This window comes from Planococcus maitriensis (assembly GCF_003289925.1).
Lineage (GTDB): Bacteria > Bacillota > Bacilli > Bacillales_A > Planococcaceae > Planococcus > Planococcus maitriensis.
Window position 1 is genome coordinate 141,166 of record NZ_QLZQ01000001.1, and the last position, 23,425, is coordinate 164,590.

At 50.7% G+C, this 23,425-nt stretch carries 19 protein-coding genes; 11 read left to right on the top strand and 8 right to left on the bottom strand.

Translation table 11 applies throughout. From position 1 onward, the window contains the following. Positions 1-157: 157 nt before the first annotated feature. From DP119_RS00705 to DP119_RS00720, 4 genes are all read left to right on the top strand, one after another. Complete coding sequence (locus tag DP119_RS00705; protein WP_240616375.1) at positions 158-1,510, top strand: DHA2 family efflux MFS transporter permease subunit; 1,353 nt, start codon at positions 158-160, stop codon at positions 1,508-1,510. Positions 1,511-1,644: 134 nt separating this feature from the next. Beyond that, on the top strand, positions 1,645-2,856 hold the full coding sequence (locus tag DP119_RS00710) for a NupC/NupG family nucleoside CNT transporter (RefSeq protein ID WP_112229956.1): 1,212 nt from the start codon (positions 1,645-1,647) through the stop codon (positions 2,854-2,856). A gap of 278 nt (positions 2,857-3,134) precedes the next feature. Further along, on the top strand, positions 3,135-4,433 hold the full coding sequence (locus DP119_RS00715; protein WP_112229958.1) for an NCS2 family permease: 1,299 nt from the start codon (positions 3,135-3,137) through the stop codon (positions 4,431-4,433). 380 nt (positions 4,434-4,813) lie between these two features. Continuing rightward, a complete protein-coding gene (locus tag DP119_RS00720) occupies positions 4,814-4,999 on the top strand; it encodes a hypothetical protein (protein WP_112229960.1) in 186 nt (61 codons plus the stop codon). A gap of 48 nt (positions 5,000-5,047) precedes the next feature. On the opposite strand, the gene DP119_RS00725 is transcribed toward DP119_RS00720, so the two are convergent. After that, positions 5,048-5,944, bottom strand: coding sequence for a MerR family transcriptional regulator (locus DP119_RS00725; RefSeq protein ID WP_112229962.1), 897 nt, complete (start codon positions 5,942-5,944; stop codon positions 5,048-5,050). A 270-nt stretch (positions 5,945-6,214) separates the two neighbouring features. Then, positions 6,215-7,420 carry an MFS transporter gene (locus DP119_RS00730; RefSeq protein WP_112229964.1) on the bottom strand — a complete coding sequence of 402 codons (1,206 nt, stop codon included), beginning with the start codon at positions 7,418-7,420 and terminating at the stop codon, positions 6,215-6,217. A gap of 225 nt (positions 7,421-7,645) precedes the next feature. On the opposite strand from DP119_RS00730, the gene DP119_RS00735 reads away from it, so the two are divergent. The 3 genes from DP119_RS00735 to DP119_RS00745 all read left to right on the top strand — a co-directional run bounded on the left by DP119_RS00735 (position 7,646) and on the right by DP119_RS00745 (position 11,658). Next, positions 7,646-9,151, top strand: coding sequence for an acetyl-CoA hydrolase/transferase family protein (locus DP119_RS00735; RefSeq protein WP_112229966.1), 1,506 nt, complete (start codon positions 7,646-7,648; stop codon positions 9,149-9,151). Between the two features lie 100 nt (positions 9,152-9,251). Further along, the gene (locus tag DP119_RS00740; protein WP_112229968.1) at positions 9,252-9,896 is read left to right on the top strand and encodes a LytTR family DNA-binding domain-containing protein; all 645 of its coding nucleotides are present in this window, start codon (positions 9,252-9,254) and stop codon (positions 9,894-9,896) included. 247 nt (positions 9,897-10,143) lie between these two features. Continuing rightward, on the top strand, positions 10,144-11,658 hold the full coding sequence (locus DP119_RS00745) for an acetyl-CoA hydrolase/transferase family protein (RefSeq protein WP_112229970.1): 1,515 nt from the start codon (positions 10,144-10,146) through the stop codon (positions 11,656-11,658). A 368-nt stretch (positions 11,659-12,026) separates the two neighbouring features. Here DP119_RS00745 and DP119_RS00750 read toward each other — a convergent pair whose 3' ends face one another. Next, a complete protein-coding gene (locus DP119_RS00750; RefSeq protein WP_112229972.1) occupies positions 12,027-12,494 on the bottom strand; it encodes a VOC family protein in 468 nt (155 codons plus the stop codon). Between the two features lie 163 nt (positions 12,495-12,657). Here DP119_RS00750 and rlmN point away from each other — a divergent pair, with 163 nt between their 5' ends. After that, positions 12,658-13,731 (top strand): dual-specificity RNA methyltransferase RlmN, encoded by a 1,074-nt coding sequence (gene rlmN / locus DP119_RS00755; protein ID WP_112229974.1) that lies wholly within the window; start codon positions 12,658-12,660, stop codon positions 13,729-13,731. 97 nt (positions 13,732-13,828) lie between these two features. On the opposite strand, the gene DP119_RS00760 is transcribed toward rlmN, so the two are convergent. The 3 genes from DP119_RS00760 to DP119_RS00770 form a co-directional block, all read right to left on the bottom strand. Continuing rightward, a complete protein-coding gene (locus DP119_RS00760) occupies positions 13,829-14,641 on the bottom strand; it encodes a carbohydrate ABC transporter permease (protein ID WP_112231863.1) in 813 nt (270 codons plus the stop codon). Between the two features lie 98 nt (positions 14,642-14,739). Next, entirely contained in the window at positions 14,740-15,654 is a 915-nt protein-coding gene (locus DP119_RS00765) for a carbohydrate ABC transporter permease (protein WP_112229976.1), read from the bottom strand. A 12-nt stretch (positions 15,655-15,666) separates the two neighbouring features. Further along, on the bottom strand, positions 15,667-16,992 hold the full coding sequence (locus tag DP119_RS00770; protein ID WP_112229978.1) for an ABC transporter substrate-binding protein: 1,326 nt from the start codon (positions 16,990-16,992) through the stop codon (positions 15,667-15,669). A gap of 228 nt (positions 16,993-17,220) precedes the next feature. Between DP119_RS00770 and DP119_RS00775 the strand changes: the two genes are divergently transcribed. Together DP119_RS00775 and DP119_RS00780 are read left to right on the top strand one after the other, a co-directional pair. Beyond that, a complete protein-coding gene (locus DP119_RS00775; protein WP_112229980.1) occupies positions 17,221-18,345 on the top strand; it encodes an ABC transporter ATP-binding protein in 1,125 nt (374 codons plus the stop codon). Positions 18,346-18,930: 585 nt separating this feature from the next. Next, a complete protein-coding gene (locus DP119_RS00780; protein WP_112229982.1) occupies positions 18,931-19,689 on the top strand; it encodes a YkuS family protein in 759 nt (252 codons plus the stop codon). 54 nt (positions 19,690-19,743) lie between these two features. Here DP119_RS00780 and DP119_RS00785 read toward each other — a convergent pair whose 3' ends face one another. Continuing rightward, on the bottom strand, positions 19,744-21,021 hold the full coding sequence (locus tag DP119_RS00785) for an MFS transporter (RefSeq protein WP_112229984.1): 1,278 nt from the start codon (positions 21,019-21,021) through the stop codon (positions 19,744-19,746). Between the two features lie 175 nt (positions 21,022-21,196). Between DP119_RS00785 and DP119_RS00790 the strand changes: the two genes are divergently transcribed. Then, the gene (locus DP119_RS00790; RefSeq protein ID WP_112229986.1) at positions 21,197-21,961 is read left to right on the top strand and encodes an exodeoxyribonuclease III; all 765 of its coding nucleotides are present in this window, start codon (positions 21,197-21,199) and stop codon (positions 21,959-21,961) included. A gap of 109 nt (positions 21,962-22,070) precedes the next feature. Here DP119_RS00790 and DP119_RS00795 read toward each other — a convergent pair whose 3' ends face one another. Then, positions 22,071-23,219, bottom strand: coding sequence for a CDP-glycerol glycerophosphotransferase family protein (locus tag DP119_RS00795; protein WP_232787100.1), 1,149 nt, complete (start codon positions 23,217-23,219; stop codon positions 22,071-22,073). Positions 23,220-23,425 lie beyond the last annotated feature (206 nt).

The window sequence follows — 23,425 nt, forward strand, 5'->3', positions numbered from 1 at the left end:
TCGGACTTTGCAGCTTTTTTTGTTTTTTAGTGGCAGAGTAAAGCTTGTGTGATGGGGTAAGCAGGAGATAAAGGGCGATTTTTGAGAAAGGGGGGAGATGCGCTTGGGGAAAGTGGAATTAGAAGCGCGGCATAGGAAACCGCTGCTCGCGGTATTGATGGCCGGCGTGTTTGTGGCGATACTTAACCAGACGCTGCTCGCCACCGCTTTGCCGCATATCATGGAAGATCTCGACATCACCGCCAACACGGCGCAATGGCTGACGACGGTGTTCATGCTCGTCAACGGCGTCATGATCCCGATTACGGCTTTCTTGATCAATAAATACACGACACGCCATTTGTTTTTCGTGGCGATGGGCTTGTTCGCGGCAGGGACGATCATCTGCGCGCTCGCACCGGGCTTTGCGACTTTGATGGTCGGGCGCATCGTCCAGGCCTCGGGCGCTGGCATCATGATGCCGCTTGCCCAGACTGTGCTGTTCGTCATCTTCCCGGTTGAAAAACGCGGGCAGGCGATGGGCATGTTCGGCTTGATCATTTCCTTCGCACCGGCGATCGGCCCGACTTTATCCGGTTATTTGGTCGGGCAATACCCGTGGCGGTCTTTGTTCTACATCGTCATTCCAATCGCGCTCCTTGATTTGGTGCTGGCGTATTTCTTCCTGCGCAATGTGACGGAACGGACTTTCCCGAAAATCGACATTTTGTCGATCATGCTATCGACTTTAGGGTTCGGCGGCTTGTTGTATGGCTTCTCAAGCGCAGGGGCAGCGGGATGGGGCAGCACTTCGGTCATCGCATCAATCGGTGTCGGGGCTGTCGCTTTATGGTTCTTCATCCGCCGGCAGGGCAGGCTTAAGCAGCCGATCCTTGAATTCCGCGTCTTTAAATACGGCTTGTTTACTTTGTCGACGATCCTCAGCATCATCGTCTTCGTCACGATGATCGGCAGTGCCACGATCTTGCCGATCTACATGCAGGACATGCATGGGTTCACGGCGCTTGAATCCGGGCTCATGCTGCTGCCGGGCGCAATCATCATGGGGCTCATGAACCCGATCGCAGGGCGTATTTTCGATAAAGTCGGCGGCAAATGGCTGGCGGTTGCCGGGCTGTCGATCGTGACGGGCTCGACCTTCCAGTTTACGGTGCTGACAGCCGAGACGGCATTTGTTTATTTGACCATCATGCACGCCATCCGCATGTTCGGCGTCGCGCTCGTCATGATGCCGGTGACGACGGCGGGGCTCAATCAATTGCCGGACCGGCTTATCCCCCATGGCACGGCGATGAGCAATACGATGCGGCAAGTGTCGGGTTCGATCGGCACGGCGCTGCTGGTGACAATCATGACCAGTGCGGCGCTTGACCCGGGACGCTACGGCGTGGAAGGGCTGATCCGCGGCGTCAATATCTCGTTCATGGTGACGGGGGTGCTAAGTGCAATCGGGATCTTGCTGGCATTTTTCATGAAAAACCCAAAAAAGCAGGAAAGCGGGAGCGCATAAATATATGAAGAAAAGCTGTCACAATATGTGCATTTACATATTGTTTAGGATTTGGTAAGATGTCTGACGACAGACAATGAATAACAAAAAATTGTTCAATTTTCTGATAAAACTACTTTTAATGAGGTGAAGTTGTGAATTTATTGTGGGGCATCTTCGGTATCATCGTCGTTCTTGGAATCGCTTTCTTGTTCTCCGATGGAAAAAAATCCATCAAGCCGCGGACGATTCTCGGCGGATTGGCCATACAGATTACGTTTGCATTTATGGTACTTGAGTGGGAATTCGGCAGAAATGCCTTGCTCGGATTGTCTCAAGGCGTCCAGAACATCATCAACTATGCCGGTGAAGGGATCGCGTTTGTTTTCGGTCCTGCAGCTGACACGGAAGGTTTCGGTTTTGTTTTCGCTTTCCAAGTGCTGACGATCATCATTTTCTTCTCGTCTTTGATTTCAGTCCTTTATTATCTTGGCATCATGCAATGGATCATCCGTTTGCTCGGTGGGGCGTTATCGAAGCTGCTCGGCACGAGTAAAGCGGAATCCATTTCGGCATCTGCCAACATCTTCGTCGGCCAGACGGAAGCGCCGCTTGTCGTCCGCCCGTTCCTTCCGAACATGACCAAGTCCGAATTGTTCGCGGTCATGACCGGGGGCCTTGCATCGGTCGCAGGTTCCACGCTTGCGGGCTATGCGCTTCTCGGTGTCCCGCTTGAATACTTGCTCGCTGCCAGCTTCATGGCGGCTCCTGCCGGATTGATCATGGCGAAAATCATGATCCCTGAGCAGGAAGAAATCGAGGAAAAAGAGTTTGTCATGGAAAAAGACGACCGTTCCGTCAACGTCGTCGATGCGGCTGCACGCGGGGCTTCAGACGGCCTCCAGCTGGCCTTGAACGTCGGGGCGATGCTTCTTGCATTCATCGCGTTGATCGCATTATTGAACGGCGTCCTTGGCGGCATCGGCGGCTGGTTCGGTGCTGAAAACATCACCATCCAAGGCATTCTTGGCTTTATCTTCGCGCCGCTTGCATTTGCGATCGGTGTACCGTGGGAAGAAGCGGTCCAGGCCGGAAGCTATATCGGCCAGAAGCTCGTCTTGAACGAATTCGTCGCGTACACGGCATTCGCTCCTGAAATTGCGAACCTGTCCCCGAAAACGGTCATCATCGTCAGTTTCGCGCTTTGCGGATTCGCCAACTTCAGCTCACTCGCCATCCTTCTTGGCGGCCTCGGTGCGATGGCGCCAAGCCGCCGCCCGGATATTGCACGCCTTGGCATGCGCGCGATCGCAGCAGGTATGCTTGCATCGCTATTGAGTGCGGCAATCGCTGGGATGTTCGTTTAAGCAATAATTCATTGTCCGATTCAAGCAAAAATCGCCTGTTCCTTTCTTCATCCTACGTGATGAGCGGGGAACAGGCGATTTTTTCATTTGCAAAGCTATGGCCTGCTTCTTGGAAATGAAGCATTTATGCCTGTCATTTTGCGTTTCCATGAGTGGCTCCCTTTCAAGAGGAAAGCCTTGACAGCGACTTTTTTTAGGATTACACTTCTATCTTGGCTCACCTGATTTTTCAGGCAGAGCGGGTAGGGAGAGGGCTAATTTCATAGAAGGTATGTCTTATGGCAAATTGGATGGACCGGTTTTTCGGTCTTAACGAAAACGGGACGACCATCAAGCGGGAAATGACAGCCGGCTTGATCGGGTTCTTCACCGTTGTCTACATCATCGCCGTCAACTCGCTGATTTTATCGGAGTCCGGCATGCCAATCGAGTACGCAATCATCGGCACCATCGCCGCTTCCGTCATCGGGGCGTTGTTGATGGGCTTTTGGGGCAATGCGCCCATCCTGCTCATTCCGGGCATGGGGATCAATGCATTGTTCTCCTATACGCTCGTCCAGTCGATGGGGCTGAGCTGGCAGGAAGCGCTCGCTGTCGTCTTCGTCTCGGGTGCGATTTTCGTCTTTGTCGCGTTTACGCGCTTTTCGAAAATGCTCAGCGAGGCGGTGCCGAATTCACTGAAAGAAGCGATCACGGTTGGGCTCGGGCTGTTTCTGATGCTGTTAGGCCTTGAGAAAGGCGGCCTTGTCGGGCCAGGCGACGGGGCGATCCTTTCGCTCGGTTCGCTGTCGGACCCGCTCGTGCTGTCGACGGTATTGACGTTTTTGCTCGCGATCATTTTGTTCATCCGCAACGTGCCGGGGAATTTTTTGATCACCATTGTGCTGGGAACGGCCATTGCGTATTTCTTCGGCATGATCGATCTCGGCCAATTGAGCGAGCCGGGCGTCAATCCGGCAGAAGCGTTCGCGGTGTTCGGTTCGATGTCGTTCGGCAATTTTTTGTCGACGACGTTCTGGGTTGCGGTATTTTCCCTGACAATGGTGTTGGTGTTTGAAAACATCGGCCTCGTCCATGGGCAAGTGAATTTCATCAACCGTCCTGAAAAGTATTCGCGTGCGTTCCAGGCGACGTCGGTATCGACGATGGCGTCTGGTTTTCTTGGCACAAGCCCGACCGTTGCAAGCGTCGAAAGCGCGGCAGCGATGGCTGCTGGCGGCCGCACCGGTTTGACTTCGTTGACGGCTGGCTTTTTGTTTATGGGCGCGGCGTTCTTCATTCCACTGATCAAGATCATTCCCGACAGCGCGATTGCGCCGATTTTGATCATCATCGGCGGGTTGATGCTCCAGAATATCAAGAACCTCGACATGAAGGACATGAGCGAGACCTTCCCGGCATTGTTGATCATCGCGCTGATCCCGTTTACGTACAGCATCGCGGACGGCATCGCAATCGGATTTATCCTGTATCCGGTGCTGAAAGTGGCGATCGGCAAATGGCGTGAAGTTTCCCCGGCCCTTTATGTGATTGCTTGCCTGTTTTTCGTCAATTATGTATTCCACGTGGTTGGCTGAAGAAAGCGCATATTTTTTTAACCACTTAGAATAAGTCGCTAAAATTAGAAAGCAACTGATTTTATGCAACAAATAGTCTATAAACTTTCTAAGTGTTTGGAGAAGCGTCCGCCCGACTCCGGTGGATCAGCGAGACGACCGAGACCCCGCAGGGAATGAATGAGCGAGGCAACGCCGAGTTCATTCATTTGCGATGCTTGAGCACAGCGAAAGTAGCGCAAACTGAGGAGGCTTGGGCGCGAGCCCACGGAAAGCGGGCGGTTTAAGCTTCGGAAAACACGATTCAAGAATCCCAGACATGTTAAAAAGCGCATCCGGTTGATGGGTGCGCTTTTTCTTTGCTTTGCCGTGTTATAATAAAAGAAAAGGAGCGGATTACGATGCGCTATTTTAAATCGAATATGGAGAAACTGGTCAACCAGGAACCGGAACTGAAAAAACGGCTGAAGGTATTGATGAAGGAAATGGAGCTTGAGAAAAGCTTTGCTTTGAAGGCGCTCTACCACTCCGAAGTGGCAGACAGCGGCCCGTTCATGACGCAATACCAGGAACTCGATAAGCAGTAAAAAAAGCCATGCGCGAAGGATTCCTTCACGCATGGCTTTTCTGTTCTTTTAAGATGTACGGGTGGCTTTGAATCCATCGAGCCATTGCTGCCAGGATTCGAGCGTCGTGCCGATGCAATAGCGGTTGACCTTCTCGTCATCACAGTCGATGCCTTGGCCGCCGAGCAGGAAGCGGAGGCCCGGAATCGCTGCAGAAAGTTCTTGGATGTACTGTTCTGCGACAGGCCGGCTTTTCGGTGTGGTGACGGACATGCAAACGAGTTGGAAATCCTGCTTTGCCGCCATTTCTGCAAGGCCATCAAGCGGCGTATCGGGACCCGTATAGACGACGTGAAAGCCATTTTCACGAAGGAATAGCGAGAACAGCAGCAGGCCGAGCTGGTGATGTTCCCCGCTTGGGCTGAGTGCCAGCACTTTCGGCAAATGAGGCGCAACCGGGAAGACACGGAAAAACTGGTTAAAGCGCTGCTGGATGATGTTGGTGATCATGTGTTCATGCGCTACACTGATTTGGCCTTCTTCCCACTCGGCACCGATCCGTACCATGAGCGGCGCGATGATCTGGAAGAACACGGTCTGGTGGTGGAATAGCGAGAACTTCAAATCGAGCAAGTAATTAAAGCGGTCAATGTCTATCTCTACAGCGGCTTGATACAGTTCTTCAATTTGCTTTGCATACTCGATAGGTTCCGTGGAATCAGTGACTTCGGGATGATAGAACTTTTTCCTTGAAGTGTGCAATTGCTTAACAGCTTCACTGATTTTCATGCCGTTTTCCTGGACTTGGATTTTCAGCCATTTCAAGTCTTCCAAATTTTGGTCGGAATACAGCCGATGGCCCGATTCTGTGCGCGCAGGCGTAATGGCATTGTAGCGCGTCTCCCAGGAACGGATGGTCACTTTTGGCATATCGAGTATTTTGGCAGCAGCTTTGATATTGTACATAGCATGACCTTCATTCCGTAGTTTTTTGTTATACAAAGATTATACAACCAACAATCCCCAGCGTAAAGCTATTGGCTTTCTGGCGTAGCAAAAAAAAGGCCAGAAAAAACAAATCCATAAAGGAAACAGGACTTTTGGTAGTGCAAGGCATTACAGCACATCCTTTAAATGGAAAAAAGACAGTGCAGTATATCGGCTGCATTGTCTTTTTGCGAATATATTAGTGATACAAACCTATTTCGTTTTCACGGTTAGTTGAAGGGTTTTTATTTATTGTTCCACGGCCTGGGCTTGCTTAGAAGCTCTTGAGCGCTGCCAGCCGGCTGTAATGACGAGTGTTGCCAACAGCAGCAATAAGCCGAGGATGAACGGGAAGATGATGTTGATGTCGAACAGGATGCCGGCAAGCAGCGGGCCCATGACATTGCCGATGCTCATATAGGCATTGTTCATGCCCATCGCAAAGCCGACTTCGCCTTCTGCGAGTTTCGAGATCAAGGTATTCAAGACCGGGCGCAAAATCGAAGTCGCCAGGAAGATGATCAGCGAGACCCCGAAGAACATGGCATAGCTGCTGGCGAATAGCGAAGCGAGAAAGCCAGCCGCGGCGACGCCGATGAATGTGATCAAGACGCCGATTTCCCCGAAGCGGGAGACGATGCGGTCAACGACGAACAATTGAACGATGACACTGACCGTACCGGTTGCCGTGATCATGAACGCGATATCTTTCGCGGTGGAATTGAATTGATTGTCGAGGTAAAGCCCGAGGACGGACTCATAGGCGAGCAAGCCGAAGCTCATGACCAGCGTGATGACCAGCGGCAAGAAGTACGGAACCGAAGTCGAGCGTGCAATCTTTTTGAACATCGATTCGGACTGTGTCATCGTCAAAGCAAGATCAGGATCCGCTTTCTCGGCATCGCTGTCTTTCAGGACAAACACGGAAAACAGCACCGCTGCGAGCGACACGAGCGCTGATACGAGAAACGGCAGCTTCAGGCTGAAGTCGGCAAGAAAGCCGCCGATTCCAGGCCCGATGACGATGCCGAGTGACATCGCTGCAGACACGAGGCTCGTGCCTTTAGCGCGCTGATCGAACGTCGTGATGTCGGCAATATAGGCGAAAATGGCCGGTACCAGCATAGCGGCGCCGATTCCGCCGATAACGCGGGAAAAGTACAGCACCCAAATGAAGTCGGAAGCATAGAAAATGAACATCGATAGGGTCAGCCCCGCAAGGCCCCAAATGATCATGATGCGGCGGCCGTATTGGTCGGCCCATTTCCCCGCGATCGGCGAGAAGAGGAACTGCGCAGCAGCGAAGATGGCGATCATCAAACCGGCTGCCATGCCGCCTTGGTTGATGGAGACGAGATACGATGGCAGGATCGGGATGATGATGCCGAAACTGGCGATGGCGATGAACATATTGATCATCAAAATCAGGATTTTTTTGCGTTGGTCTTTGGACATTGAAGTGCCTTCTTTCTTATATATATGTACACATGACAGTTATATTGACTTCCCCATATTATGGATACTTCCAAAGCTTGTCAATTACTTTGTAACGGCAAGGTGAATTTTCTTTCCAAGAAAGGAAGGCAGCTTTCGTGCAGCCGAAAATCGAAACGGGTTGAATGGCGTGTATTCAAGGGTATAAGGGTAATATCCAAGACAGATAAAGGGAAGGGGATGGCGATGGATCAACGACTGGAACGAATCAAACTGGCGGCTTTGCACGAACGGGTGGTTAGCGCTGAACAGGCAGCCTCCTGGATAAAGGATGGCATGGCAATCGGGCTCAGCGGATTCACGCGCGCAGGGGACGCGAAGGCTGTGCCGAATGCCTTGGCGGAACGAGGGGAGAAAGAGGCGTTTCAAATCGATGTCTATACAGGCGCATCGCTCGGATCGGGAAGTGATGGGCGTTTCGCAAAAGCGGGCATCGTCCGCAAACGTGCGCCCTATCAATCCGACCCCTTGATGCGTTCTGCGATCAATTCGGGAGAGGTACGGTTTGTGGACCATCATTTATCCCAAACAGCGGAATGGGTCAGGGCAGGGGTTATAGGCCTGCTTGATTTTGCCGTTATCGAAGCGCTTGGCATCACGCAGGACGGCTTGCTCATCCCGACCACTTCCGTCGGCAACTCGGCTGCATTTGCCCTTCACGCAAAAGAGCTCATCGTTGAAGTCAATACCGCACAGCCTATGGAGCTGGAAGGGCTCCACGATTGCTGCGAACCGCAAGCGATCGGCGTGCGCCAGCCCATTCCGCTCGTCTCGCCGCGGGACCGCATCGGCACGAAAGGCATCCCGATCGATGTATCCAAAGTAAAAGGCATCGTCTGGACCCATCAAACGGATTCACCCTCGCCGATCGAGCCGCCTGATGCGGAAACGGAAGTCATGGCTGGCCATTTGCTCGATTTCCTGCGGGGCGAAGTCCAGGCGGGGCGTTTGGGCAAAAACTTGCCACCGCTTCAATCGGGCGTCGGATCCATAGCGAATGCGGTATTGCATGGCCTGCTCGATTCGGAATTCGAAGGGCTGGAACTGTATTCCGAAGTGCTGCAGGATGCAGTGTTCGATTTGCTGGATTCGGGCAAGGCGTTATTCGCATCTGCCTCGGCGATCACCTTATCGCAGCCTTATATGGAAAGGATCTATCAAAACTTCGGCCGCTACCGGGATCGGCTTGTGCTGAGGCCGCAGGAAATCTCCAATCACCCGGAAATCATCCGGCGCCTGGGCCTCATTTCGATTAACACTGCCCTGGAATTCGATTTGTACGGCAATGTCAACTCGACCCATGTCGCCGGAACCAAAATGATGAACGGCATCGGCGGATCGGGCGATTTCGGGCGCAATGCGCAGCTCGCCATTTTCGTCACCAAATCCACCGCCAAAGACGGGCGGATTTCCTGCGTCGTGCCGTTCGCTTCCCATATCGACCATACCGAGCATGATGTGGATGTGTTGGTAACAGAGTACGGCTTTGCGGACATCCGGAATTTGGCGCCGCGTGAACGGGCAGAGCGGATCATCGCGAATTGCGTCCATCCCGATTACCGTCCGCAGCTGCAGGATTATTTCAACAGGGCAACCGCACAAGGCGGGCATACGCCGCATATCCTCGATGAAGCTTTATCATGGCATGCCAGGTATACGCGTGCGGGCACGATGTTAAAGAAATCGCCATAATTGGCAAGAAACTGATGGGGCAGCCGCGAAGCTGTCTTTTCTGTTCAATCAAAGTCATGTATACTGATAGCACTTGAATCTTACTGGAGGCCCATGCGCGATGGAAAAAATTACACCCGGCCCGTTATTGGACGTGATGGGGGAACTATTCTCCGATGAAGTCTCGATAGCGGTATCCAATATGGAAGAATATACCTATTACCGTCCGAGCAAACGGATCGATTTGAAAATCAAGGCAGGGGATAAAGTGCGTGAAGGCACAATCGCCCATAAAGCGCTGACGACCGGCCAAAAAGCGTCTGAATTCATCAACCGTGAAGTGTTCGGCGTGCCTTATCATGGCATGGCGGTCCCGTTCGAAGAAGACGGTGAGCTCGCGGGCTGTGTCATGGCGATCTACCCGGCGTATACGGAAGGGAAATCGGTCGTGACGGTGAAAAGCCCGGACGGCTGGAAACCGATTCCTTTTACGGAAGTCCGTTACCTCGAAGTGAAGGACCGCAAAACCCACGTCCATTCGGCGGATTTTTCCGGCACGAATAAAAACTCCCTGCAGGAATTCGAATACTTGTTGCCGAGGGATTCGTTCATCCGCTGCCACCGGTCGTTTATCGTTAACGTCCATCATATAGAAGAAATTCATCCCGATACCCATTCCACATTCGTGCTGGCAATGGATAACGGAGACCGCCTGCCGGTCAGCCAATCGTATTCCAGCTATTTCCGCAAACTGCTCGGCTTCTGAGGGCGCATGAAAATGCTGTCTCGGACAGCCGATTTTCTGTTTTACCCGGGATATGCACTCTTCCATTCGGATATCCCCTTTTTCGCTTCCGCACAAGTTAATATTATCTAATAATCAGACAAATAGATTGGGTGTTTTGCATCCTGTCTTTTTTAATGGAAGAAAATATAACCCATCGTCAACATGAAAACGCTTCAACAAACGCCATACATTAGACAAAAACATACAGAAAGAGAGCGTGGATAGAATGGAAAAGAAACTTGAGCGTATCAAAGCGGCAGAATTGCAGGACCGAGTTGTCACAGCGCAGGAAGCGGCTGCGTGGATCCAAGACGGCATGACACTTGGGCTTAGCGGATTTACTAGAGCGGGAGATGTGAAAGCGGTTCCTTATGCATTGGTTGAACGCGCTGAAACGGAAAGCTTCAAAGTCAACGTCTTCACCGGTGCATCACTCGGTTCCGATATTGACCGCCTGTTTGCGGAAGCTGGAATCGTCAACAAGCGTTTGCCTTTCCAAGCAGAGCCGGCAATGCGCAAAGCGATCAATGCAGGCGACATGTATTTTGTCGACCATCACTTGTCCCATACGGCGGAGTGGATCCGTTCTTCGGTCATCGAGCCGATCGATTTTGCGATCGTCGAAGCCTTGTCCATCACAGAAGACGGCATGATCATCCCGACGACTTCTGTCGGCAACTCATCGGTCTTCGTGAAACACGCGAAAAACATCATCGTGGAAATCAATGCGGCCCAGCCTGAGCTATTTGAAGGCATCCATGACATTTACGATACCGGCAAACAAGGCGAACGCAACCCGATCCCGTTGACTTCCGTTGACCAGCGCATCGGAACGAAAGGCATCCCGGTCGATATGGAACGCGTGCGCGGCATCGTCTTCACGCACCAGGAAGATTCGCCGTCGAACATCGTAGCGCCGGACGCGGAAACGAAAATCATGGCTGACCATTTGCTGAACTTTTTCCGCAGTGAAATTGAAGCAGGGCGCCTGACAGAAAAACTGGCCCCGCTTCAATCCGGAATCGGCTCAGTCGCCAACGCAGTGCTGCATGGCATGATCGATTCGGAATTCAAGAATCTGGAAGTCTATTCGGAAGTGCTTCAAGATGCCGTCTTCGATTTGATCGATGCAGGCAAAGTCGATTTCGCTTCGTGTTGCTCGATCACTTTGTCCGAGCCGAAAATGAAGCAGGTATTCAGCGAGTTCGACCAATACCGCGACAAGATCATCATGCGCCCGCAAGAGATCTCGAACCATCCGGAAGTCGTACGCCGACTCGGATTGATCTCGATCAATACGGCACTTGAATTCGACATGTACGGAAACGTCAACTCGACACATGTATCCGGCACGAAAATGATGAACGGCATCGGCGGCTCGGGTGATTTCGCCCGCAACGCACGCCTCGCCATCTTCGTCACGAAATCAACCGCGAAAGACGGCAAGATTTCGAGCGTGGTGCCATTCGCCTCGCACGTCGACCATACAGAACACGATGTTGATGTAGTCGTCACCGAGCAAGGCTATGCCGACCTCCGTGGCTTGGCGCCGCGCCAGCGCGTTGAAGCCATCATCGAAAACTGCGTGCATCCGGACTACCGCCCGCAAATGCGTGAGTATTATGAAGAAGCATTGACACGCGGTGGCCAGACGCCGCACGTCCTCGAGAAAGCTTTCTCATGGCACGAATCACTCGCCAAAAACGGCACAATGCTTGTGAAAAAAGAGCAATTGGTCTAAACAAATAAAACCGGACAGCCACATAGGCTGTCCGGTTTTAAGTTGATTTTAATATCTTCAAAAGTGATATCTCATAAGTTTCTTGAATGAATGTAACTTGAGAAACTGGTTAGGTTATTTCCGATAATTTGTTTATTAAAAGCTCCAGCGGTATTTGCGAAGCATCTGCTTCGCAGATGTGGGAGCAGATCTTTTCTGCGATGCTTGAGCATAGTGAAAGTTGAGCAACGAAGTTACACGCTACCATGCCCTGGCAGCTGGCAACGCGACGTCCTGTCGCGCCAGTCGCATGACCCGCAACCTGTGGGCTGGAGCGCGTCCGGCGCAATGGACATCAGCTGTTTTCTATCAAATATTCTCTTGTCTGTTCAACGGTTGCCGTACATTTCTGAAGTGTTGCGGGAATACAATTCGATGATATTGCCGAACGGGTCTTCGGTGTAGACGAGATAATGCGGTTTGCCTTTATTGATATTCCACATTTTGCTGCGCTGGCGCCCGCCATGCTGGACAATCTGTTCAATCGTCTCGACGATGTCATCGACAACCAGGGCGATATGGAAGAATCCCGCATGACGCGGCGGCTCTTCAGAAAAAGAGGGGTCCTGGAATTCGAATAGTTCAATGCCGAAGCCGTCGGAAGACATGAGGTGGACGTTGCGCATCTTGCGGATCTCAGGCCCCTGCAAATCGTTCGTCATGGAGCCGGGGCCTTCCGCTTCTGCATCGAAATCAAACGGCCCCGCCAAAATATGAAAGTCGAATACTTTCCGGTACCATTTAATTGCCTTATCTAAATCGGGGACCGCCAGCCCCACATGTGTAATTGCTGCCATGATGATTCTCCTCCTTTTTTCTGTATTGATTCTGTACCCTTCCGGGGGCGGGAATATGCAGGAAATTGCACGTCCAAAGGAATTAACCCAAAATAGTTGTTGCCAGACTGGATTTTTAGTATTATAATAAGCAATTGTGAAATTCTGAAATGAGGGTCCTAATATGAAAAATTCCATCTATGGATTGACGATAGAACAATTAAAAGATTGGTTTGTAGAAAATGGCCAAAAGAAATACCGTGCGGAACAAGTGTGGGATTGGCTTTACATCAAACGTGTCACTGAATTCTCGGAGATGAAGAACCTGTCGAAGGATTGCATCGAGCTTTTGGAAAACAATTTTGCGATCCGTACATTGGACCAGGCAGTCAAGCAGGAATCGTCTGATGGCACGATCAAATTCCTTTTCCGTTTGCAGGATGGCAACTTGATCGAAACAGTTCTCATGCGCTTTAAATACGGAAACTCGGTATGTGTTACGACACAGGTCGGCTGCAACATCGGCTGCAGTTTCTGCGCCAGCGGCCTGTTGAAGAAGAGCCGCGATTTGAACGCGGGCGAAATCGTCGAGCAGATCATGCAAGTGCAGGCGCATTTCGATGCGGAGAAAAAAGACGAGCGCGTCAGCCATATCGTGGTCATGGGCATCGGCGAACCGTTCGATAACTACACGAACCTGATGGATTTCCTCCACGTCGTCAACTCCCAAAAGGGGTTGGCAATCGGGGCGCGCCATATCACGGTTTCAACGAGTGGCATCGTGCCGAAGATCTACGATTATGCGGATGAAGGTTTGCAAGTCAATTTGGCGATCTCCATCCATGCACCGACGAACGAATTGCGTTCACGCATCATGAAGATCAACAAAGCTTACCCGATCGAAAAGCTGATGGCTGCAATCGATTATTATTTGGAGAAATCGAACCGCCGCATCACGTTCGAGTACATTTTGCTGCGCGACGTCAACGATCATGTCGAGGAAGCGAACAAGCTGGCGAAATTGCTTGAAGATAAGCGCCACTTGTCTTACGTCAACTTGATTCCTTATAACTCGGTCGATGAGCATGACCAGTACCAGCAAAGTACGCCAGAAGCGATCAGCGCATTCTTTGACGCGTTGAAGAAAAAAGGCATCAATTGCGGTGTCCGCCAAGAACAAGGCGCCGATATCGACGCGGCTTGCGGACAGCTTCGCAGCAAGCAGATCAAAAAAGAGAAGAAACCGGCAACGGTCTAATCGCGTGACAGGCAAAAAGCCCCCGAATGATTCGGGGGCTTTTTTTGTTGGGCGCAACGATAAAAAGCTTGCAACCTTATTGGCTGCAAGCTTTTCATTATTTTCCGCCGGACTGCAGATTGATGCCTTGGATAAAATACTTCTGGAAAAAGAAGAAAATGATGATGACTGGCAGCAATACGAGCAGCGAGCCGGCCATGAGATAGTTCCATTGGGTATTGAGCTGGCCTTTGAAGACCTGCAAGCCGATCTGGAGGGTGTACAGGTTCTCGTCGTTCAAATAAAGCAGCGGGCCAAGGAAGTCGTTCCAGGCGCCATTGAACGAGAAGATGGCGACAGTAGCAATCGCCGGTTTGGTGAGCGGCAAGCCGATCTTGCGCCAAATATAGAAATGGCTGGCCCCTTCCATCTTCGCGGCTTCAATCAGTTCATTCGGGATTGTCATATAGAACTGCCGGAGCAGGAAGATGTTGAACGCACTGCCGAAAAAGGCCGGCACGACCAAAGGATAATAGGTGTTGACCCAGCCGAGCTTGGCGAACAGCACGTATTGCGGGATCAAGGTGACGAACCCGGGAATCATCATGGTCGCCAATACAATCGCAAACAGCAAATTCCGCCCCCGGAACGGGATCTTGGCGAAGCCGTATGCGATGAACGAGTTCGACAGGACATTGCCGATGACGACCAGTGTGGTGATGACGAGCGTATTGATCGTGTACTGTGTAAACGGCGCCGCTTCCCAGGTCCGGATGTAATTGGACCAATTCCAGGATTCGGGGAAGAAGGTGGGCGGGAACGACATGACTTCCGCCATCGTCTTCAGGGAAGTCGACAACATCCACCATAAAGGCGATAAAATCATCAGGCTCCCTGCTGCAAGCAGGACGAAATTAATGAGTTTGAGCATTTTTTTCCGGTTGCCATGATGCTCGAAATAGCTTGGGTTTTTGATATCCCTGGTCGTGCCCGCTTCCTCTACATAACGGGTATCTTCTTGCGGGGAGGTCATCGGTTATCGCCTCCCTCGTAATGGACCCAGCGCGGGGCAAGTTTCAAATTGATCATGGTCAGGATGAACACGATGATGAACAAGATCCATGACATCGCCATCGCGTAGCCCATATTGAAGTTTTCAAAGGCCTGGCGCCACATGTACAGGTTGTAGAATAACAAGGAATTCGCGGGGCCGCCTTCGCCGTTGCTGGACATGACATAAGCTTCCTGGAAGATCTGGAAGCCGCCGATCAAGCTAGTCACCACATCGAAGAAAATGACCGGCGTGATCATCGGCAAGGTGATATGGAAAAACTGGCGGAATGTATTGGCACCGTCGATTTCCGCCGCCTCATACAAGGTCTTGGAAACGCCTTGCATGCTGGCGAGATACAAGAGCATCGCGCCGCCGACACTCCATAATTTCATGAAGATCAGGGACGGCTTGGTCCAGGCGGGATCGAATAGCCAGTTGGGCCCGTCGATGCCGAACCACCCGAGGATCAAATTGATCATCCCGGTGCCTGGATCAAGGAGTTGCATCCAGAGCAGGTATACGCCGACGCCAGAGAGCACTGCAGGCAAGTAATACAGCGTACGGAACACGCGGATGCCCGGGACGTCCTGGTTCAGGAGCGCAGACAGGAAAATTGCGCCGATCGTCGTCAGCGGGACAGAAAACAGCACATAGTATAAGGTGTTCCAAAGGGATGTCCAAAACAACCCGTCTTCTGTAAAGAGCCCTTGATAGTTTTCGGCTCCGACAAAGTCCATCTGGGATGTGATATTGTAATTGGTGAAACTTGCGAACAGTGAAAAGAGCAGGGGCCCCGCCGTAAAAGCAAGAAACCCTACGATCCACGGCATGACGAAAATATAGCCGTACATCGTTTCTTTCCGCCGCATAGCAGACTTTGTTTTAGCCATGCGAAGCCCTCCTTACTCGCGTGTGTTTTTTTCGACCAGTGATTCGACATCGGCTTGTGCTTCTTCAAGTGCCTGTTTCGGCGTTTTCGAACCAAGGAACACTTCATCGATTTTCGGGTTGACGCTGCCCATGAAGTCAGGGGCAGATACCGGCACCGGTGTAAGGAGCGTATCGCTCATGTATTCAGTTGCCATGCTGTAGACCATGGTGCCATCTTCCGTGAATTCATCCGATTGCGCTGCACTTTCGGCGGCTTCGATATTGGCGACATTGTCGAAGTTCTGGACTGCCCAATATTCCTGGGCTTCTGCGCCTGTCAGGTATTTGATGAATTCATAGGAAGCTTCGGGATTGGAAGCGCCGGCCGGAATCTCGGCGACAAACCCGCCGCCCCAGCTTGTATGGCCATTGCCTGGTTCCATCTCCGGCAATTTCGCCACGCCGAAGTTCAGGTCATCTGCATAATCGCGGATTTGCGTATAGAAAGTCGGTGCGCTGACATACATGCCAAGGCTGCCGTTGAAGAATGGGTTGCCTTGCTGGCTGTCGATCTGCGCTTTATAGGAGTTGATGACATCGTCGCCGTATTTATCTTGCCAGCCTTTCAGCCATTCGAGCGTCTCGAGGTTGGTTTCGGTGTCGATCAGGACTTCATTGTCTTCATTGATGAAATTATGGCCGTTGGCATTCAGCATCCAGACATCGTAATTGATTCCCCACAATGGATAGAATCCGATGCGTTCGTAATCATCCCCGTTTTTCACATCCAGCTTCGCAGCGTATTCCTCAAGCTCATCCCAAGTGGTAGGGGGCTGTTCGGGGTCGAGGCCGGCTTCTTCAAATGCGTCTTTGTTGTAGAACAAGACCCGTGTATCGGTGTTGAACGGTATGCCGTAGGAATCGCCTTCATAAAGTGTGGCATCCCAAAGCTCTGGATAGAACTGATCCGAAATATCGTCTTCTGCCAGGAACTCGGACAGGTTCATGGCCTGATTTTGTTCGCCGCGGAGAGCGGTCGCGTTAATATCGTTGATGACCACATCAGGCGGGTCGCCGGCTGCAATCGCTGCCAGTTCTTTCGTCCAGATGTCTCCCCAAGGCAGGTAGGTGTGCTGGACTTCGATTTCATCCTGTGATTCGTTGAAGTCGGTGATGATTTTTTCGATTACGGGACGGCGGATTTCAGAGCCCCAGAACGTCCAGAAATCAAGAACGACTTTGCCTTCTTCGTTTTCTGCAGAACTGTCATTATTGTTTCCGGTCTGGAAACCGGCACAGCCAGTAAGGAACAGTGAAGACGCTAAAAAGGCTGCGGGTATTGTGTACAGTTTTTTCATGATTTTCCTCTCCTTTTTCTTATATCTTCGGTTACCATAATTTTTGCCTATCGAAATAATGGCCGGAAAGATGGGAAGGAGCTCGCTATTCATGTCTCTAATAGTACAGAATATTCCAGCTTCATTAAAAACGAGTATACAGTACAATCCATGGCTTGCCAAACATGTATTTGCAATTTACTGCTTATTCTCTATAATAGAAGAAAAAGAATCAGAGGAGAATGGGACATGGCAGAACTTAAGATCAACAATTTAGGAAAAAGGTATGATAAAGGGGCGCTGGCTGTCAGCGATTTCAATTTACATATAAAAGATGAAGAATTTATCGTGTTTGTCGGTCCTTCAGGGTGTGGAAAATCGACGACCTTGCGCATGATTGCAGGGCTCGAGGAAATCACGGAAGGCGAATTCTTCATCGACGGCAAACGGATGAATGATGTGGAACCAAAAGCGCGGGACATCGCGATGGTGTTCCAAAACTATGCACTGTATCCGCATATGACCGTCTACGAAAATATGGCATTCGGATTGAAGCTGAGAAAGTTCAAAAAGCCGGAGATCAAGCGCCGCGTAGATGAAGCCGCAGCGATCCTTGGCCTGGAAGAGTATTTGAACAGAAAACCGAAAGCGCTCTCAGGCGGGCAACGCCAGCGTGTGGCACTTGGACGCGCCATTGTCCGTGATGCAAAAGTCTTCCTGATGGATGAGCCCTTGTCGAACCTCGATGCCAAGTTGCGTGTGCAGATGCGCGCGGAAATCTCCAAACTGCATAACCGTCTGAAAACGACGACGATCTACGTCACCCATGACCAAACGGAAGCAATGACGATGGCATCGCGCATCGTCGTCATGAAAGACGGGTTGATCCAGCAGGTGGGAACACCGAAAGAAGTCTATGATTTCCCCGAAAACCGCTTTGTCGGAGGTTTCATCGGTTCACCGGCGATGAACTTCTTTGAAGGCAAGCTAGTCGATGGCGCTTTCGCCATTGGGGAAAAGAAAATGGCCATTCCTGCGAAACTATTGGATGTGCTGAAAGCGGAAGGCTATGACAACACGCCGATCACGCTCGGCATCCGCCCGGAACATATCCATGTCAACAACGAAGACTTGTCCGGCATTCCGGCCAGTGAATTCGATGCGACGATCACCGTATCCGAACTGACAGGGGCTGAGACGATTCTCCATGCAATCTATGAAGACCAGGATTTCATCGCCCGTGTCGACGCATCGACTTCGATCGAAGCAGGCCACCAGGCAACACTGGCTTTTGACATGGCGCATGTGCATTTCTTCGATGCAGAAACAGGAGCACGCATCAAAGCTGCAGAACGCGCGGAAGTAACTGTATAATATCCATCGGCCCCGGCCGGCAAAAACGCCGGCTGGGGTTTTTTATGTATGTATCGAATGTATAGCCCGAAAGCAAGAGAATGAATAATGGTCTGAAGCCTGAACAGAATTCAATCGTTTCCGCTCGAAAGGTTCCACTGTCGGCCCCGAAGCAGGAAGCGATTCCCCAACCGGCAGATGAATAATCGAGAAGCAGACCCATATAAATACATCTGTTTCAATGAAATCTCAAAGCCGACCAGCGCCAAGGGTGAGCCGACGCCAATGGTAAAAATTTTATCCAAGCATCATGTGAAACGCCTTGCTCCCACATCTGCCATGCAGATGCGTCGCAAATGAATTGTCTCAACTTCCTCTCGCCAATTCATTGGCTTGCGGCTAAAGGCCATCCCAAAGCAGGGAGGCGGCTGCCGTCTAATGCTAAAACCGGTTCAAAATACTTTATTATGAATAAGCCTATTCACACGCTATTCGAAGCATGAAAATTTGAAAAAAATGGGGGAGTTCGCAGAGGATAAGTTTAGAGCGGCGGATTAGGGGAAAACAATTTAACATAGAGTTTTCAAAAAAAGGAGTGGACACAGAATGGTGAAAATTGCAGTTGAACATCCATTTACATCCGTACGCGATGCGTTAGTACAAAAAGGGTACCGTGCAGAAATGCTTGAAAAGAAAACAGATGCAACGGATTACGACGTAGTGGTCGTCCGTGACCAGGAAGATTTGACGGATTTCCACATGAGCGTTTCATTGGTTGAAGCAAGAGGGCGCACATTATTCGAAATCGTAGAGGAAGTCGAAGAGCGTCTCGTGCGCCAGGGCAAAATCCAATCGCCTGCACCGATGGCACCGGAATACGGTTCTGATTCAAGCGGAGGCGGCGGAAGCTTCGTGGCCGGTGCTGTGACAGGCGCTTTGATCGGCGCTGCAGCAGGCCTCTTGCTTGCGCCTAAGAGCGGCAAGGAATTGCAGGAGCAAGTCAAAGCGAAGACTTCGGATTCCAGTGAAAAAATGAACACGTCCATCGAACAGGCGAAAGTGAAAGCTGACGAACTGAAAGCGAAGCGCGAAGAAAAGAAAGAAGAAAAAGAATTGAAGAAACAAGAAAAAGCGATTGAAAAAGAAGCGAAGCAGCAGGAAAAAGCTGAAGAAAAAGAAGAGAAGAAAGAAGAAAAAGCCCAGAAAGAGCATGAAAAGGCTGAAAAGAAAGTTGAAAAAGAAATTAAGAAAGCCGAGAAAGAGTCCGGCGGCGTAGATGTCGTGGAATTCGGCGAATCATCAATCGGCAAAAACTCAGACGGCAAGATCAAAGTCGAGCCGACTGACGCCAAAAAGAATAACTAATCATGAATAAGAGCCTCCCGCGATGATGCGGGAGGCCTTTTTATGTGCAATGGATTATTCAGCGGCGACTTCATCGACCGGATCGTGGGGCTCAGGTTCCGGAACGAAGATGAGGACGGCCAGCCCGATGATGAAAAGCACGACCAAACTCAAAACCCCTAAACTGGAGTTGCCGGTAATCTGGGAAGTGACGCCGACAAGCAACGGGCCGGTAATCGCGGCGAATTTGCCAAAAATGTTGTAGAAGCCGAAAAACTCATTGGCGTTTTGCTTGGGCACCAGCTTGCCGAAATAAGAGCGGCTCAAGGCTTGGATGCCGCCTTGGCTAGTGGCGACCAGCATCGCGAGAATCCAGAAATCCATGATCGTTTCGATAAAGACCGCATAGACGCAGACGATAATATAGACGAAAATGCCGACATACAGCATTTTCTTTCCGGTAAAGCGGTCGGCGAGCTTGCCGTAGAGAATCGCAAAAGGAGCGGCCACCACTTGAGTGGCGAACAAGACGATCAACAGGCTGGTCGCACTAAGCCCAAGGTCGGTCCCGTAGGCAGTGGACAGCGAGATGATCGTGCCGACTCCGTCGATATAGAAGAAATACGCAACCAGGAACAAGAACAAGGCGCGATATTGGCGAATTTCCCTGATGGTTTTATTGAGCCGGCGGAAGCTTTGGGCGACGGGACTAGCTTCGCGTTCAATGAAATGCTTCTGTTTTACGTGGCGGAACAATGGAATCGAGAAAAGGATCCACCAAGCGGCGGTGATCAAGAAGGCAAGCCGGCTGGCATTCGTGACAGACAGCGGCAGGACTTCGTTTTGGGCAAGCAGGATGATCAGGATGGCGAGCGCAAAGGGAATGGTCGAACCGATATAGCCGAGCCCATAGCCGAACGCAGAGACGCGGTTCATGCGCTTTTCGGTCGTGACGTCGACAATGAAAGCATCGTAGAACAGATTTGCGCCGGTCGCTCCAAGTGCGGCGAACACGTAGCAGATCAAGAGCCATAGCCATTGCCCTTCCGGAACGAAGGCGAGCATCGCCGTCGAAACTGTCCCGAGCAGGAAGAACGCCGTGAAAAATTTCTTTTTCATCCCTTCGTAATCGGCAATGGTGCCAAGAAGCGGTCCGAGCATCGCCAGGATGAATGTGAAAATAGCGATGGTGTAACTTAAATAGGCAGTGGAATCCGCAAGTTCCACACCGGCATCTGTTGCGGCTGCTTTGTAGAAAAGCGGAAACACTGCGGTCGTAATGATGATGGAATAGGCAGAGCTGCCCCAATCGTACAACGCCCAGCTTTTTTCCGGTTTCGTAAACTTCGCCATAGCCGAAAGCCCCCTTTTTCATTAAGTCTATTGTACAAGATAGGTTTATAAAAAAGTCGTTTTTGACTGAATATTTGCTGAAATTTTACAATAAAAAGCTTAAGAAACCGGAAGCTCCGTCATTGAGGGAGAGCCCTCATTCCGCTAAACTGGAAAAAGAAAGTGAGTGAATGGGATGAAATTGGTATCATGGAATGTGAATGGCCTGCGGGCCGTGATGAAAAAAGGGTTTATGGATTTCTTTGAAGCAGTGGACGCCGATATTTTATGCCTCCAGGAAATCAAATTACAGAAAGGGCAAATTGATTTGAAGCTTCCGGGATATCATACATATTGGAATTACGCAGAAAAGAAAGGTTATTCAGGGACAGCGGTGTTCACGAAGCATCAGCCATTGGATGTCCGCTACGGAGTAGGGCTTGAAGAACATGATGCGGAAGGCAGGCTGATTACGTTGGAGTTTCCTGGATTTTATTTGGTGAACAGTTACACGCCGAACTCCCAGCATGGGCTGCTGCGCCTGTCGTATCGCCTGCTGTGGGAAGATAAGCTGCTTTCCTACATCCAGCAGCTGGACCTCGAAAAGCCTGTCGTTTTATGTGGGGACTTGAACGTGGCTCACCAGGAGATCGATTTGAAAAACCCTAAAGCCAATAAGAAGAATTCAGGCTTCACGCCAGAAGAGCGCGGGAAGATCGATGATTTCCTCAACAGCGGATTCGTCGACACGTTCCGCTATTTCCATCCGGATGAAAGGGGCCATTATTCGTGGTGGTCTTACCGTTCGAATTGCCGTGAGAAGAATGTCGGCTGGCGTATCGATTATTTCATAGCCTCCAATCGTCTCATGGGGCAAATGAAGAGTGCATCGATCCATACGGAAGTGTATGGATCGGACCACTGCCCGGTGGAATTGCAATTAAGCGATTCAATGACTTAATGGCTTATTCATGATTATTCATTTTTATAACGAAAGAAAACCGGCAAGCTTGGATTCACTCCAAGCTTGCCGGTTTTCTTGTCTCATTATAAAGTTTCACGTGAAACATTTATACGTTCATGACGCGTTGTGCCAGGCGTTTGCAATTGTCCTGGTCGAAATAATCGATATACTCCTCGGCTTTCCCGTACCACTCGTTATGGGTGATATTGTTTTCGAGCATATAGGAAAGCGTGCGATAGACGTCTTCTACAGTCTGGGATTTATAACCGTAAAGGTCTTTGTCGAGGTCGAGGTAGGAACCGCGTTTTTCCGTGTATTCCTGCTGGTCGAACATGAAGAAAATGATCGGCTTATTCAAATACAGGAAGTCCCAGGAAACACTGGTGATATCCGTCAGAAGCATATCGTTTTCTTCAATCGAGCGTTCGATGGAAGTGTGGTTGAAATCCAGGAATTCGATGCCGTAATCCTGGTCGGCAAGCGGGAAGAAATGTTCTTCAAAGCGCTTCATGAATGGGTGGAGTGCGATTTGAAGGTGGATGCCGTTGGATTTCAGGAGTTCGCGTATCCCTTCGTGCTCCAATAAGCCGATCGTGCTGCGGAAGTAATTGCTGTCGAGAAATTCTTCTCTCGACAGGTCAAACAGCCATTCCCGCCAAGTCATCATCATCAAAATGCGCTTCATCTCTTTTGGCGGCTGGTCCGGCAAATAGCGGTCAAAGCGGGGGAATCCGGTGATGATGAGTTTTTCTTCAGGGATTTTCCATTTGTCGCGTTTCAGCTCGTATTCGTAGCGCGATGCGCAATTGAAATAATCCGTCCGCTTGAGCAGCGGGACGTCTTCTTTTTGGATGAGGATTTTCTTGAAGCCCTCGATGCCGTGGCTGACGTGCGTGATGACCGTCCGCCGGTTCAAGTTCAGGAATTTGTCGGCTGATGGCACGATATCGTAAAGCAAGGAGTGCCCGTGGAATGTGTAATCGGCGCGGAAGAACAGCAAATAATTGCGGAAGCTGCCAAGCGGCACGGCATTTGGAATCCGCCCATTCTTCGCATAGTCGGTCGATGGATCATACATCCAATAGGCCGTGACTTGGTCTGCGTGGTTATTCACCAGGTATTTATGGAAAACGGAAGCATTGTCTTCGTATTTTTCTCCGAGGTTCCCTCCCACCAGGGCGATTTTAGGGCCTTGTGCATTTCGGTAAAACCGGGAGAGAAGATAGGCCGCTGATACTTTCAAAAAAACTTTCAAAGGGTCCCATCTCCCTTTCTCTTTCAAGGTAACACTCATTTCCAGCCCTGCTTTCTGTAAGTCGATTCCATTCTAGTTTTCCATATCCAGTGGGATTTGTCTATTCCAAGGGGGCGGCACCGGATTTTCTTGGGTGGAGAGGGCACGCCTAATTTGAAGCGGATGCGTCCAAGGGATGATTTAGGGGAAAAAAGGTTTATGGGAAG

Excerpts from the sequence above, each read along its gene's own strand:
- DP119_RS00705 (WP_240616375.1), top strand. The coding sequence starts at position 158 with ATGGCCGGCGTGTTTGTGGCGATACTTAACCAGACGCTGCTCGCCACC.
- DP119_RS00715 (WP_112229958.1), top strand. The coding sequence starts at position 3,135 with ATGGCAAATTGGATGGACCGGTTTTTCGGTCTTAACGAAAACGGGACG.
- DP119_RS00720 (WP_112229960.1), top strand. The coding sequence starts at position 4,814 with ATGCGCTATTTTAAATCGAATATGGAGAAACTGGTCAACCAGGAACCG.
- DP119_RS00725 (WP_112229962.1), bottom strand. The coding sequence starts at position 5,944 with ATGTACAATATCAAAGCTGCTGCCAAAATACTCGATATGCCAAAAGTG.
- DP119_RS00730 (WP_112229964.1), bottom strand. The coding sequence starts at position 7,420 with ATGTCCAAAGACCAACGCAAAAAAATCCTGATTTTGATGATCAATATG.
- DP119_RS00735 (WP_112229966.1), top strand. The coding sequence starts at position 7,646 with ATGGATCAACGACTGGAACGAATCAAACTGGCGGCTTTGCACGAACGG.
- DP119_RS00740 (WP_112229968.1), top strand. The coding sequence starts at position 9,252 with ATGGAAAAAATTACACCCGGCCCGTTATTGGACGTGATGGGGGAACTA.
- DP119_RS00745 (WP_112229970.1), top strand. The coding sequence starts at position 10,144 with ATGGAAAAGAAACTTGAGCGTATCAAAGCGGCAGAATTGCAGGACCGA.
- DP119_RS00750 (WP_112229972.1), bottom strand. The coding sequence starts at position 12,494 with ATGGCAGCAATTACACATGTGGGGCTGGCGGTCCCCGATTTAGATAAG.
- rlmN (WP_112229974.1), top strand. The coding sequence starts at position 12,658 with ATGAAAAATTCCATCTATGGATTGACGATAGAACAATTAAAAGATTGG.
- DP119_RS00760 (WP_112231863.1), bottom strand. The coding sequence starts at position 14,641 with ATGCTCAAACTCATTAATTTCGTCCTGCTTGCAGCAGGGAGCCTGATG.
- DP119_RS00765 (WP_112229976.1), bottom strand. The coding sequence starts at position 15,654 with ATGGCTAAAACAAAGTCTGCTATGCGGCGGAAAGAAACGATGTACGGC.
- DP119_RS00770 (WP_112229978.1), bottom strand. The coding sequence starts at position 16,992 with ATGAAAAAACTGTACACAATACCCGCAGCCTTTTTAGCGTCTTCACTG.
- DP119_RS00775 (WP_112229980.1), top strand. The coding sequence starts at position 17,221 with ATGGCAGAACTTAAGATCAACAATTTAGGAAAAAGGTATGATAAAGGG.
- DP119_RS00780 (WP_112229982.1), top strand. The coding sequence starts at position 18,931 with ATGGTGAAAATTGCAGTTGAACATCCATTTACATCCGTACGCGATGCG.
- DP119_RS00785 (WP_112229984.1), bottom strand. The coding sequence starts at position 21,021 with ATGGCGAAGTTTACGAAACCGGAAAAAAGCTGGGCGTTGTACGATTGG.
- DP119_RS00790 (WP_112229986.1), top strand. The coding sequence starts at position 21,197 with ATGAAATTGGTATCATGGAATGTGAATGGCCTGCGGGCCGTGATGAAA.